The sequence below is a fragment of the Hyphomicrobium sp. 01T421 genome (assembly GCF_056398805.1).
Genome location: NZ_JBFTQC010000001.1, coordinates 2,624,680 through 2,638,332, shown reverse-complemented (window position 1 = coordinate 2,638,332; position 13,653 = coordinate 2,624,680). Strand labels below are relative to the sequence as shown.

12 protein-coding genes are annotated in these 13,653 nt (G+C 60.1%); 5 read left to right on the top strand and 7 right to left on the bottom strand.

Annotated features, from left to right (window positions below; all coding sequences use genetic code 11):
- The first annotated feature begins 227 nt into the window (after positions 1-227).
- From scpA to AC1DK3_RS12175, 3 genes are all read left to right on the top strand, one after another.
- On the top strand, positions 228-2,402 hold the full coding sequence (gene scpA / locus AC1DK3_RS12185; protein WP_477192454.1) for a methylmalonyl-CoA mutase: 2,175 nt from the start codon (positions 228-230) through the stop codon (positions 2,400-2,402).
- Positions 2,403-2,441: 39 nt separating this feature from the next.
- Positions 2,442-2,648, top strand: coding sequence for a hypothetical protein (locus AC1DK3_RS12180; protein ID WP_477192453.1), 207 nt, complete (start codon positions 2,442-2,444; stop codon positions 2,646-2,648).
- Between the two features lie 96 nt (positions 2,649-2,744).
- A complete protein-coding gene (locus tag AC1DK3_RS12175; protein WP_477192452.1) occupies positions 2,745-3,515 on the top strand; it encodes a hypothetical protein in 771 nt (256 codons plus the stop codon).
- Between the two features lie 115 nt (positions 3,516-3,630).
- Here the strand turns inward: AC1DK3_RS12175 and AC1DK3_RS12170 are convergent, their stop codons facing one another.
- Both AC1DK3_RS12170 and AC1DK3_RS12165 read right to left on the bottom strand, forming a co-directional pair.
- Complete coding sequence (locus AC1DK3_RS12170; RefSeq protein WP_477192451.1) at positions 3,631-4,221, bottom strand: HdeA/HdeB family chaperone; 591 nt, start codon at positions 4,219-4,221, stop codon at positions 3,631-3,633.
- Positions 4,222-4,535: 314 nt separating this feature from the next.
- A complete protein-coding gene (locus tag AC1DK3_RS12165; protein WP_477192450.1) occupies positions 4,536-4,970 on the bottom strand; it encodes a hypothetical protein in 435 nt (144 codons plus the stop codon).
- Positions 4,971-5,290: 320 nt separating this feature from the next.
- Here AC1DK3_RS12165 and pip point away from each other — a divergent pair, with 320 nt between their 5' ends.
- Positions 5,291-6,235, top strand: coding sequence for a prolyl aminopeptidase (pip, locus tag AC1DK3_RS12160; protein WP_477192449.1), 945 nt, complete (start codon positions 5,291-5,293; stop codon positions 6,233-6,235).
- 302 nt (positions 6,236-6,537) lie between these two features.
- Positions 6,538-8,388: a DEAD/DEAH box helicase gene (locus AC1DK3_RS12155; protein WP_477192448.1), complete on the top strand. Its 1,851-nt coding sequence runs from the start codon at positions 6,538-6,540 to the stop codon at positions 8,386-8,388.
- 145 nt (positions 8,389-8,533) lie between these two features.
- On the opposite strand, the gene AC1DK3_RS12150 is transcribed toward AC1DK3_RS12155, so the two are convergent.
- The 5 genes from AC1DK3_RS12150 to AC1DK3_RS12130 form a co-directional block, all read right to left on the bottom strand.
- Positions 8,534-9,154, bottom strand: a complete 621-nt coding sequence (locus tag AC1DK3_RS12150; RefSeq protein WP_477192447.1) for a Spy/CpxP family protein refolding chaperone — start codon at positions 9,152-9,154, stop codon at positions 8,534-8,536.
- A 179-nt stretch (positions 9,155-9,333) separates the two neighbouring features.
- Positions 9,334-9,831, bottom strand: a complete 498-nt coding sequence (locus AC1DK3_RS12145; RefSeq protein WP_477192916.1) for a hypothetical protein — start codon at positions 9,829-9,831, stop codon at positions 9,334-9,336.
- A 376-nt stretch (positions 9,832-10,207) separates the two neighbouring features.
- Entirely contained in the window at positions 10,208-11,224 is a 1,017-nt protein-coding gene (locus tag AC1DK3_RS12140) for an efflux RND transporter periplasmic adaptor subunit (protein ID WP_477192446.1), read from the bottom strand.
- A gap of 9 nt (positions 11,225-11,233) precedes the next feature.
- On the bottom strand, positions 11,234-11,452 hold the full coding sequence (locus AC1DK3_RS12135; RefSeq protein WP_477192445.1) for a DUF1656 domain-containing protein: 219 nt from the start codon (positions 11,450-11,452) through the stop codon (positions 11,234-11,236).
- Positions 11,449-13,437: an FUSC family protein gene (locus AC1DK3_RS12130; protein WP_477192444.1), complete on the bottom strand. Its 1,989-nt coding sequence runs from the start codon at positions 13,435-13,437 to the stop codon at positions 11,449-11,451. The genes AC1DK3_RS12135 and AC1DK3_RS12130 overlap by 4 nt, the downstream gene beginning before the upstream one ends.
- Positions 13,438-13,653: the final 216 nt, after the last annotated feature.

Genomic DNA, 13,653 nt, shown 5'->3' with positions numbered 1-13,653 from the left:
GGCCATATCGACAGCGTTGCGGATTTGAGCCGCCTTGGCCAGCCAAAAATCTTTACACCAACCCGTCAGGGTAAAGGTTTGACCACGTAGGGTAGCCAGCCGCACCAAAACCCGGTGCTCACACCCGCGAAGCGGCGTCGCACGCGTCAAGGAATATTGTCGCCGCCCCCCGTTTTCGCGTACCGTCTCGCCAGAATTCAAATTTTGGTCCGGAACACCCCTACCCGATGTCCTCGATCCCTAATTTCGCACAGGTACCCCTCGACCCTCCTGCGACCGGAAAACCGGCCGCGAAGGCCGCCGCCCCGGAGGCACCCGTCTGGGAAACGCCCGAAGGGATCCCCGTGAAGCCGGTCTTCACTGACGCGGATACCGCCGGTCTCGACTTCATTGACGGCATGCCGGGCATCGCACCATACCTGCGCGGGCCCTATCCGGCGATGTACGCACTGCAGCCCTGGACCGTCCGGCAATATGCCGGCTTCTCGACAGCGGAAGATTCCAACGCCTTCTATCGGCGCAACATCGCGGCCGGCCAGAAGGGCCTCTCCATCGCGTTCGATCTCGCGACCCATCGCGGCTACGATTCCGATCACCCGCGCGTCAAAGGTGACGTCGGCATGGCGGGCGTGGCGATCGACTCTATTTACGACATGCGCGTTCTCTTCGACGGCATTCCGCTGCAGGACATGACCGTCTCGATGACGATGAACGGCGCCGTGCTCCCCATCCTCGCGCTCTTCATCGTCGCGGGCGAAGAACAGGGCGTCTCGCCGCAAAAGCTCGCCGGAACCATTCAGAACGACATTCTGAAAGAGTTCATGGTCCGCAACACCTATATCTACCCGCCAGCGCCCTCGATGCGCATCGTCTCGGACATCTTCGCCTATACCAGCGCGAACATGCCGAAGTTCAACTCGATCTCGATTTCCGGCTACCACATGCAGGAAGCAGGCGCGACGGCTGACCTCGAACTGGGCTACACGATCGCCGACGGCATCGAATACGCACGCGCAGGCGTCGCGGCTGGTCTCGATATCGATGCCTTCGCTCCGCGCCTCTCGTTCTTCTGGGCGATCGGCATGAATTACTTCATGGAGATCGCCAAGATGCGCGCTGCGCGTCTGCTCTGGGCGAAGCTGATCAAGGACGAATTCAATCCGAAGGACGCGCGCTCCCTGTCGCTGCGCACGCATTCGCAGACCTCGGGGTGGTCGCTGACCGCGCAGGACATTTTCAACAACGCGACGCGCACGTGCCTCGAAGCTATGGCCGCAACGCAAGGCCACACGCAGTCGCTGCACACGAACGGCCTCGACGAGGCAATCGCATTGCCGACCGACTTCTCGGCCCGCATCGCCCGCAACACACAGCTGCTGTTGCAGCAGGAAAGCGGCACCACCCGCACCATCGACCCCTGGGGCGGCAGCCACTACGTCGAACGGTTGACGTACGAACTCGCCAAGAAGGCGATGTCGCACATCAGGGAAATCGAAGAGCAGGGCGGCATGGCGAAGGCGATTGCCGCGGGCATCCCGAAGCTCCGGATCGAAGAAGCCGCCGCCCGCACGCAGGCCCGCATCGACAGCGGCCGCCAGACGATCACCGGCATCAACAAATACAAGATCCAGGGCGACCGCGAGGTCAACTTCCTCAAGGTCGACAACCGCGCCGTGCGCGAGGCCCAGCTTGCGAAACTCGACCGCCTGCGCAGCGAACGCGACGAGGCCGACGTCGAAGCAGCCCTCAATGCGTTGACGGAAGGCGCGAAGGGCAACGCCAACCTGCTCGATCTCGCGGTGCAGGCTGCGCGCAAGAAAGCGACCGTCGGCGAAATCTCCTACGCGCTCGAAAAGGTCTTCACCCGCCACAAGGCCGAAATCCGCGCTATCAGCGGCGTCTATAAGAAGGAAGCGGCGATGAACCCGAGTGTTGATCGCGTCAAGACATTGGTCGAAGCCTTCGACAAGAACGACGGCCGCCGGCCGCGCATTCTGATAGCGAAGCTCGGCCAGGACGGTCACGACCGCGGCCAGAAAGTCATCGCCTCCGCGTTCGCCGATCTGGGCTTCGACGTCGACATCGGACCGCTGTTCGCAACCGCCGACGAAGCGGCCCGTCAGGCTGTCGAAAACGACGTGCACGTCGTCGGCGTGTCGTCGCTCACCGCCGGACACTTGACGCTCGTGCCTGAGTTGAAAGCGGCGCTCGACAAGGAAGGGCGCGGCGATATCATGATCGTCGTCGGCGGCGTCATCCCGCCATCCGACTACGACGAGCTGTTCCGCTCCGGCGCGAAGGCCGTGTTCGGCCCCGGCACCAACATCCCGGAAGCCGCAGCCGACCTCGTCGAAAAGCTCAACGCTCAGCTCGGCTACGCCGACAAGCAGGCGGCGGAATAAATCAATCGCCCGTATCTCGTTGTGTGAAAGGTAGCGACCATGGCTTTCGACCAGATCAAGCTGGAGATCTCGCGGCTTCTCACCGAGATGCAGAACGAGCCCCAAGACGCGCACGAGATTTACCTCGCGTTGAGGGAGAAGCTCAATCAGATCAAAGCCACCGGCATGCCCCTGCCGGATGATCTCGTGACGCTTGAACACGAGCTTGAGGAAGAATTCGCCAGCGAACAGCGAGACGGGAAATAATAGTTTTCGCCTCGAGCCTAAGCCCGGCGGTTGAGAAACCAACGCGCGGCCCGGCTGCCCCGACAAACAAGCGGCGGAGTAACGAGAAAAAGCGCAATGACGAACGCACTCTATGCGAAGTCGTTCGAAGTCATGGAGCAGACACATTGTCTGATGGCGAGTTTGGTGCCGCCACCGCGACCAGTGTCTATCTTCGGATCTATAACCTACCGGTATATCGAGAAGAGCTTACAACAAGCGCTCGTCCAGAAACTAGCCAGACTCATAACCGGCCTTAGGGCAATCTGCCTTTTAAACGCTAATGAACTTCATCAAGAGCAAGCTGCCATACAGCGGATCATTGATGAACTACAAGAGGATATCACTTTTCTCAGCTATGCTGTGATCACAAACACACGCAATCGGCTACATGATGAATATCTCGAAGATTTCTTCCAAGAAGAGTTTGATGCTTCGACGGCGATGGCATCGACGCAGCTAAGAAAAACCGTACCTCGAAAAAAAATCAGAGCATACGTTGCTCATGTGGAGGGCAGTTCCGACGATCAAAAACTGGTCGCCGAGATAAGTCGGACGATTTATTCCACCTACTCAGGATATCTACACGCTGCCTCACCACAAATAATGGAAATGTACTACGGACGGCCTCCTCGCTGGCACTTCGGCCAACCGCAATCGGAGCCGTCGCCATTTTGCAACGACTACACCGCTGATATTTGGAACTACTTTTATCGTGGTCTTATCGCCTTCGCAGTATCCGCCAAGGCATTAGGAGACGATCATTTATTCGCGAAGGTGTTCGCGCATGTGAAGGAAGTTGAGAAACTATCGGGTCAGGACTATTCGCGAAAACCAGATCATGTATGAATTCGACGTCATCGAACATTGGCAAAAAGCGGCCCGTAAAAGGCCGCTTCAATAATATACCGCCAAAGAAATCCACTTCTCAGCGGTCGAAGCCCTGGCGCTAGGAAATCCCGCCCTACTCCCCATCCTCTTCTTCACCCATGAACTTCTCGCTCGCGGTGAAGAGGCCCATCTGGGGATTTTCGGCGCAGTAGGTCGCCATCTTGGTGACGCTCTCGCCGAACTTGTCCATGTCGATGACCGTGCTCTTCGCCACGCTCGCGTGATAGCCGGCGAGCCACATCAGGATCTGGCCAAGGCCGTCGGTCTCGTCCTCCTTGGTGCTATTGACGGCCTCGCACTTCAGGATCGCAAGGTCGATGGCTTTGGACGTCTGGTCCTCGGCATTCTCACCCATGAATTTCTCGGATGCCGACATGACGCCGACTGTTGGGTTCTGGCCGCAGAACTCGGTTGTTTCGTTGAATTCCTTCAACAAGTTGTCGAAGTCGACGACCGTGCCTTGCTCCGCCGTCGCCTGATAGCCCGCCATCCAGTAGAGAACGACGGTCGCGCCGTAGGCTTCCGTCTTGTCGGAAGATTTGGACTTTTCGGCGAGCTCGCTGCAGGTCAGCGTCGAGGCGTCAAGCGTATCGGCCGAAGCGGAAGTGAAGGACGTAGCAAGCAGCAGCGCAGCAGTAACCGCGCTCAGAAGAGTGCGCATCATGGAGTAAGCTCCGAGTATGATGATTGGAGAGACGACGAGGCATCGTCGCTGAAGGTTTAACTCGCGCTACGGACCGGACCCGTGTTTGCGGCATGTCCCCGAGTGCGAATCAGCGATGACGTTAAAATACAATGGAATGCATGTGCAGCGCGTGTGAGAAATGCACCGCTCGAGCGCTATCTGGCCTGAAGCCGGCGCGGAGACAGCCGGGCGGCAGCGTGCTGAAATTCAGAGGATCAAAAAGTAAGGCGGCCCGTCGGCAGACGAACGGCGCACGAACCTCGCGCGCCGCTGTAGATTGATGTCATTCAAGCTTAGCGCTTGCTCAGGTTGAAAAACGCCGTTCCCGCTTCGCCCGAAAGCCGCACGCTCTGGCTCCGGCCGTTGACGGTGATGCGGATCTGGCCGCCGGTATTGTACTGCTGATTGAAGAAGCTTCCCGCGTAGCTATTCGCACCGACCTTGGTCAGCTCGGCAGACTGGTCGACCTTGGCTGACGCCGTGGCGCACGATGCTGACATTATGTAGCTTGTCGCGCCGGTCTTCGCGAAGTGCGCCCGGCACCTGGCTGCTTCCTTGGTGCCGGAAGAAAAGCTGATCGAGCCATTCCCGGCCCACGTTCCGACAATCGTCGCAGAGTCTGCCGCGTGCGCAGCCGTGAAGCCCGCAAAACTCATGCCCAGGGCTGCTGCCAGCGTCACGCCGATCGCCGATGCACGGTGCGTATTCCAAAGTTCGCTCTGGACCATATTTTACTCCATTGAGATCGGCGGATGATCTTCATAACGCTCCACGATCCACTTTGTGGCGTGGGGGAGGTAGGTATCGTGTCGAATTTCGTCAATTAGTCGGAACCTGGAAACCAGGAGTTTCGTGGCGTCGGAGTATCCGGCTATATGACGCATAAAAATCGCCCTCTGGACGCCGCAATTCGGGAACCTCGCATGCGCACCGTGACCGTCGTACGACGAGCGGCGAGAGATCCGGTTGTCATTCCGTTTGCGATGGTTGCGAGCTTCTTACCTGTCAAACTTGCCGTTTATGAAAAAGCATGCTCAGCAAAGTGACGATGAAGACTCTACCCGAATCGTTCCGTCCCTTCGATGCCCGCATGCTCAGCGTCGGCGACGGCCATTGGATTTATGTTGAGGAAGTCGGAACGAAGGGCGGCCGCCCTATTGTTTTCCTCCACGGCGGTCCGGGAAGCGGCTCCCAGGCCTTGCATCGAACACTGTTCGACCCTGCGCGAGATCACGTCTTCCTCATCGATCAGCGCGGCGCCGGCCGCAGCCACCCGTACCTGTCCTGCAAAGCCAATACGACCGCGGATCTGATCGCCGACCTCGAAATGGTTCGCGAACACTTCGCCATTGCGAAGTGGATGCTCGTCGGCGGCTCCTGGGGCTCGACCCTGGCCATCGCTTACGCCGAACGCCATCCCGAACGCGTATCCAGCCTCGTTCTGCGCGCACTCTTTCTGGGCACGGACGAAGAGGTTCGATGGGCCTTCGTCGATGGACCCAAGATCTTCCGGCCCGAAATGTTCGAGGCGTTTTGTAATCGACTTCCGCCGGATGAGCGGAAAGATCCCCTGTCGGCCTATGTCAAACGCCTGACCGATCCGGACCGGGCCATACAGGCACCGTCCGCACACGTCTGGTTCGCCTACGAACGCGCCCTGTCTGAACTGGCCCCGAAGCACGCCGTTCTGCCCGATAACGTCCCGAGCGACGCCCGCCTGCCGCCGACGTCGATCATCGAGGCGCACTACATCAAAAACAGCTTCTTCCTTGCGCCGGGAGAGCTTCTATCGAATGCGTACCGGCTCGCCGGCATACCCGGCACCATCGTCCAGGGCCGCTATGACCTTCTGTGCCCACCCAAAAATGCCTATGCATTGGCCGCTGCCTGGCCCGGCGCCCGGTTGGAAATCATCGACCATGCCGGACATTCAATGACCGAGACGGGCGTCATGGATGCCATGCGCCGGGCGATTAACGATTGCTCGGCTTGATGGTGCGCCGCACCCGCGCCCGCCCCTGACGGCCGCAAACGGGCGCTAACCTTCCGCGGCAGAGGCGCACGCGCGAGCGGAACTGCTTGACTTTTAATACAAACACCTTGATACAGCGCCCATTGCTCTTCGATGGCGCTCGGGTCCTCGTGCCACTACAAGCGGTTCAATCACCGCGCTCGACCCTGCATTGAGATCAATCCTTATAGACAAGGCCGCACCCCGACAGCGCCGGGTGTGGGCCATGGGACAAACCCCGGCACATGATGCACGGGGCGAGAAGCCCTTGGGACTCTTTCACTTTGACAACACAGACTTTCGAGGAATTCGGTTTTGCCGAGCCTCTTTCGCGTGCCCTGACGCAGTGCGGGTACACGACACCGACTCCTATTCAGGTGCAGGCGCTTCCGCCGCAGCTGGAAGGCCGCGACCTCCTCGGCATGGCCGAGACGGGCTCAGGTAAAACCGCAACTTTCCTTCTTCCGATCCTCAACAAGATTGCGACGGACGCAATCGAACCGGGCTGGAAGCAAGTCGTTGCCCTAATTCTCGCGCCGACCCGCGAGCTTGCCATCCAGATCGACCAGGAAGTGGCAAAACTCTCGCGCAACATGAACATCCGCCGTGCGGTCGTTCTTGGCGGCGTCAGCAAAGGTCCGCAGATCAACGCGCTGAAGCGCGGTGTTCACGTCCTCGTGGCGACGCCGGGCCGTCTGCTCGATCACGTCAACATGAGAAGCTGCGATCTTTCCGGCGTGCAGACGCTGGTCATCGACGAAGCCGATCGCATGTTCGACATGGGCTTTATCCGCGACATCAACAAGATCGTTTCGCTGATCCCGCAGAAGCGCCGTACCGCACTGTTCTCGGCGACAATGCCGACCGAGATCAGGAAGTTCGCCTACGATATTCTGCACGACCCCTATCGTGTCGATCTCTCGTCGAAAACCATCGTCGTCGATCGTATCGACCAGAAGGTCATGATGGTTCGCTCGGCTGAGAAGCAGAGCCGCCTGCACACGATCCTCGCCGGCGAAGATGCCAAGCGCGTCATCGTCTTCACGCGCACGAAGCGTGGCGCGGACCGCGTCGCCGACCGGCTCGGCATGGCGGGCATCAGCTCGTCTGCCTTCCACGGCAACAAGGCCCAGAACGCCCGTCAGCGCGCGCTGAACGACTTCACGCTGGGTCATATCCGCGTTCTCGTGGCGACCGACATCGCCGCCCGCGGTATCGACGTTTCGGACATCACGCATGTCGTCAACTTCGACATGCCGCTCGATCCCGAAACCTACGTCCATCGCGTCGGCCGCACGGCCCGCAAGGGCACGACGGGCATCGCGATTTCGCTGTGTGATCCGTCAGAACGCGGCGAAATCCGCGCCATCGAGCGGATGATGAAACAACCGATCGTCGTGATCGACGATATCGGCGGCGAAACTCTGCCGATGCCGGAACGCCGTCGCGACGACGACGCTCCGCGCCGTGAGGGTGCGCCTCGTGGTGGTCGCGGTGGTGCAGGCCATCGTGGTGGCGGTTCCCGTCCAAACCATCAGGCCGGAGCCGGCAGGCCCCGTTCTGAGCGCCCCTCTGGTGATCGCCCCGCCGGTGATCGAGGTGCTGACCGTCGCGGCGACCGTCCGCACGCAGCCGCTTCGCGCAGACCCTACAATCCCGCAGCATCGATCGATGCACCTGCCGCTGAAGGCGCCGCCAAGTTCGGCGTCGCTGACCGCGAGCACAAACCGCGTTCGGATCGTCCCCATCAGGATGGCCCCAATCGCGGTCCGCGCCGCTCACCCGACCAGCGCCCGGAACACCGTTCTGGCCCGCGCTCCTTCGGCGATCGTCAAGGCGAGCATCGTGCAAGCGGTCCTCGCGCCGGCGGTGAACGCCGCGGCGAGCACCGTCCGGATTCCCGTCCGGCACGCCATGCCGACGGAGCAGGACGCCCCGATCGCAGCCACGCACCGGCCGGACGTCATCGTGACGACGCCGGTCCCGCAAAGCGCGACGGCGGACATGCACCGAGAAAGCCTCTTCATGGCGGCGGCGAAGGCCGCCCGTCGTGGCATAGCGGCAGCGGTTCGGACGCGCCTAAGTTCATGAAACGGCGCGACGACGACCGCAACCGCGATCGGACTGCAAACTAAAAGACTTCAGCCTTGGCGGCCGGCTCTCCGAAGGAGCGTCGCCAGGGTCATCAAAGAAGCTTCAGCCCGGCCCATAAAAAAGGCCGGGCTTATTTGTGCCCGGCCAAGTTGAAAACGGAGGAGAGCAGTCTAGTCGAGCTGACCGTCAGCCCTTCTTGTCGGGAGGAGCGGATCCATGATCCTGGTCATCGTCGTCATGCATCTGCGGGCCGCCTTTGCCGCCGTGGTCCGACCAGCCGCCATGACGGCCACCAGGACCCCATCCGCCGGCAAACTTGTGGCCGTGATGACCACCCGGCATGAGTTGTCTCAGCAGCGGACGCAGCGCATCTTTCTGTTCATCGGAAAGCGAAGCGTAGAACGGTGAGAATGCAGCCGTGAACGCCTTCATGCGATCGGCGCGCTCCGTCATCCTCTCGCTCATCTTCTGGAAGCGGTCGGCAAGATCGGGACGCTTTTGCTCGCCACCCTTCTCTTCCTCGGCCTTGCGCTCTTCGCGCTTCTTCTTCCACTCTTCCATCCGGGCTTCGCGAGCTTTGAACCCTTCACGAACCTGCGTCTCGACCGGAGCCCAGAGTTTCTCCTGTTCGGGCGTGAGCTGAAGCGCGGCTTTCACCATCGCCACTCTTCCCTCTTGGAGCCGGGCGCGAGTGTCGGGCGTCATCTGCCGCCAACCGGCGTTGTCAGTCTTGGCAATGGCCACCGTGGCGGGAACTGCGACGACAGCCGCGAGCGCGATCCACGTGCCGCGCGATAAATTCTTCATGGGCGTTCTCCTTCGGCCGGGAATAGGCAAAACATGTTGCCGGCCGTCGGGGATAACAACGGAGACGTCTTCGTGATCCGTCGGCGCCCCGCGGATTACAGCATCGCAATTATTCAGCTGAACAAAATGAACAAATCGAGGGAAATTGGCGGGTTCGCCCGGCTTCAGTTAGTCCTGCTTCAGTCCGCCCGATTGATGACGGCGGGCGCATGCGGATCTTGCGACGGCATCAACCGGGTGTCTGCCGCAGCAGCCTTGCCGGGCTTCGTCCGGTCGATCTTCTGACCGGGATTTTGCATCGGACCGGACACCGATGATTGCGAAGCGACCGGGATGCGGACCGGCTTATCGGCAGGCTGCGCATAGACGACGCGGTCGCGGTCGGAGAAGCATCCGGCCACGCAGATCACCAGATCCTCGTTCGGGCGTGACGCGATCAACTTCCGTATAAGGGCGTTGTCCGGCCCCGCGCGGTTTGGCGAACCCATCCCATCCTCGGGGACAGTGTTGAGATTGTTCGCCGTATTTTGCGGATCGGCGGCCGGTCCGGCCGGTGCAAGCTGCGAACCTTCAGCCGACGCACTTTCCATTTCGGCGTCTTCGGCGAGAGCCCCGGTTAGCGGCATGGCAAGAAGAATAGCCAGGGCGCCAAGGCCCCACGACCGCGAGCAACGCATCACAGATGACTCCAAATCTAAACAGATTTCGAACAACTGTGCCGTAGCGGAGTAAACAAAGGCTTACTCTGCTCTGCGCGTTGGGGATCATGGAAGGCGGGTACCGGGTATAGGAGAGGCTGTAAGCCCGGCTATTCGTCGACTATTCGTCGAGAAGACCGTTCGACCTGTGTCCCCGTTGAAAATTCACGACGGTGACCGTCCTCCCCCGCCGATCCTGGACCTCTCTCGCGCGCTGTTGGCGTCGTGCATATCGCTCCGCCAATTCCTTGCTCGAAGCGATTTTTAGTTTCTGGGCGATGCTTTGCGAAAATGGTGACATGGAACTGGTCCTCGGAGTTTGCCGGACAACGGCAGCGACCGACCGCAGTTCCTTCTATTTTGAAATAAACAGTCGAATGTCGAATAACGGGTGCGGTTTGCGGCTGCTGCCGCCGTCCTTCGGTTCGATCTCGATCGTCGCCGTCATGCCGATGACAAGGCGCAGATCTTTCGGAACCTCGTCAAAATCGATCCGCACCGGAACGCGCTGCGCCAGTCTCACCCAGGTAAAAATCGGATTGACCGTTGCGAGCCCGCTTTTACCCGGCGTCGCGTTGGAGACCACAATACCGCGCGCAACGCTATCGACGTGTCCATGTAAAACCTTGTCGTAACCGAGCAGCCAGATCTTTGCCGGATCACCATCTTGAATTTGCTTGAGCGCCGTTTCCTCGAAATAGCCGTCGATCCAGAATGAACCCGCATCGACGATCGACACTACCTGCTGCCCCGCCGTCGCATAATTGCCTTGGCGTATCAGCAGGTTTGTGACCCATCCGTCCACAGGCGAGCGCAACTCGGTCCGGTCGAGATTCGTATTCGCCTGCGTGAGGTTCGCCTTCTGTTGGGCGACCGTGGCCTCAGCCATCTCGGCCGCCGACACATAGGTTTGCTTCTCTTCCCTCGACGACGCGAGGTCGCTCAAGGCCTGCCGCCGCGCCCGCTGCGCGATCTTGTTTTCCAAATCGGCCTGCGCCTGAGAGACCGCCGCTTTAGCGAGATCCACCGCAACATGGTAGTCGCGCGGATCGATCTTCATCAGCAATTCGCCCTTGTGGACGTATTGATTGTCCTTGATCGGAAGATCGATCACTTTGCCCGAAACCTCCGGCGCCAGCGTCACGACGTAGGCGCGAACCGTCCCGTCGCGCGTCCAGGGCCTCCCCATATAATCCTGCCAAAGGATCCACACGGCGCCCGCTCCAACCGCCGCGACCGCCAGCGTCGCGAGCATCGGCAGCACGCGGAGCCGCCTCTGAATCGATCGTTGGTCGTAGGCAATCGGAGGCTTCCGCTCGGGCGCTTGCTGTGGCGGCGTTGACTTTCGGCTGGGTGATACGACCTCGGTCATGATGCTCACCTAGCGGTAAATTCGAAGCTGCCCGAAGATCAGAACTGTGGCAGTCAGGACGATAAGAAAGACGGAGAACTCGAACAGAGCCGGGTGCCACATTCCGCGAGTCCAGCCGAACTTCACCGCGACCGCGCGCAACGCCATGGTGATTGCAAAGGCGAGCGCCATCAGCGGCACGAACGGTGAAATAAGAACACCCAGGATGTTGATTTCGACGAAGCTCATGACGGACGATTTCCGAAATAATCGCGCTGGCGTTCGACAGCCTCGGCAATTGCAAGCAGCATCGCCCTCGCCCGCATCCGCCCGCGGGCACCGGGTTGCGTATCGGGGATCGACGCGATCTCCTTGTCAAGAACTTCGAGCGCATGCTGAAGCCTTGGTAAATCTCCCTCAGCCAACGCCGTTTGAACTTCCGATATTTCGGCGCCGACCCGGCCGTGCCGCGACAGATGCTGCAGGCGGATCAGCTGCATGCCGATCGACAGTATCGCAACTAGCAGCGACCGCTGAACCGGGTCGGCTTCTTCGGGAAGCGCAGCCAGCCTTGAGTAAATACGGCCCTGCCACTGGCTGAACGTCGAGCGCCGCTTGCCGGCGGCCAATCGCCGGAGGTCGCGCATGGATAAGTCGATCAGCCGTTGTGCGCGCGCGTGCGCTGATGGATGAGGGATCACGAGCAGCGCGATCCCTCCAGCCACACAGCCGGCCAAGAGCCCGAACACCACATTCAGGAATTCGACCGGATCGAAGGTCATCACATTGCTCGGCCTGAGCAACGGCAGAAAATTCATCGTCGCCGGCGTAAAGAAAGGAAAGAGCGCCGGCACGGTCGACAGCGCCCCCATCGGTACGAGCGCGATAGAAATAATGAGAGAAAATGCAAGGAACGTCTCGTGATTGATCAGAGCCGTGAACTTGAGAACGCCCGCGACGACCGCCCCTATCAGCGTGCCGACCGACTGTCCCAACGCAGCTTTCGCGGACCTGTCCATCATCGGCGAGAACAGCATGATCGTGATCGCCGAGAACATGACGGCGTCGAGACCGCTCGGCCATTGCGAGATGATCCAGAACAGCACGACCAATCCCACACCGATGAATACGCGCATGGCATTCACGAGAGCAGGAAGATAATCCGCGACGACGACGCTCGGCATGCGCACAAGATCCCGCGCGCGTGCGGGATCGTTCAACAGCGCATACCCGTTGGCCGCGGCCGAGAGCCCCAATGCGACCTCGGCAGCCGCATCCGCCGCAAGGCGCGACGACACGTCGTTGGTCTTGAAGCCCATGAACTTTCTGACCAATCGTTCGTTAGCCCCGCGATCGAGTACCGATTCGCGCGTCCAATCCTGAGGCAGCTGATTTGATATGGCGGCCGCCGTCCGGGCCGCATCGGCCGGAGAAAGTTTGCGCAAATGCGTTTCTAGGACCCTGACTCCCGACACCGCGGCGAACAAGCCGTCCATCGCAAAGCGGAGGATGGATCGTCTTTGCATAACCTCAGGCGATTCCCCGGCCGCCTGATCGATGATTGGATCGAGCTCCGAAGTCCTTTTCGCGAGAGCGCGCCTCGTCTCGGGATCATTGGGATTCCATGGGTCGGCAAGTACCCCTTCGAGAAGCTCAGCCGTCTCCATGATGAGTTCCGACAGCAGCGTTTGTAGCCGCTGTGGCGAGTTGCCAAGATCCGTGAGCGCAATCACCAACGTTCCGCATACGATCCCGATGCTGATTTCCGAAGCCCGGTTGATCGCGATGTAGAATATTTGGCCGGGATCTGGAATTGACGTGCTGGCTATGATGATCAGCGTGTAGCCGGCGAGCATTGCTCCGTATGCCGCGAAATTTTTCAGCAATGTCGAAACGAACGAGCAAGCCGAAGCCCAGACGAGCATTCCGAACAGAAATCCGAAGCGGTCCTGCGGAAAGACCGCCGTAAGGGCTAAAGCTGCGACCGTACCGATGAGCGTCCCAATGAGGCGAAACACGCCTTTCAGCAGCGATGAACCGACGATCGGCTGGCAAACGATCGCAGCCGACGTGCCGGCCCAATAAGGCTGGTCGAGTTGGAGATAGAATGTGGTGAACAGCGCCAAGCACACCGCCGTCGCCAAACGCAAACCGAAGAACAACGCCGGCCTTGCGGTGGCAAGGACGTTCGTAAAGCCACTTCCAGATCTTTCCTCACCGACCGAGGCTGTCATGGCGTCCTTCGACATCGAGCCGCGTGGATTGCACGTGCGGCGCCTGATGAGAATTTCCGCCCGCAGTTGTTAAGAGACCGTACTTTGCGTGACGGCCTCGCAGGTTTGCATCAAATCGCTCATATCGGTAACATTCGTATTGGCGGTCCACTTTCCTAATTTGAGAGCAAGGAGCGGAGTGCGGCCGCCGGATGCCGCGTCTATCTTGCGAGACCA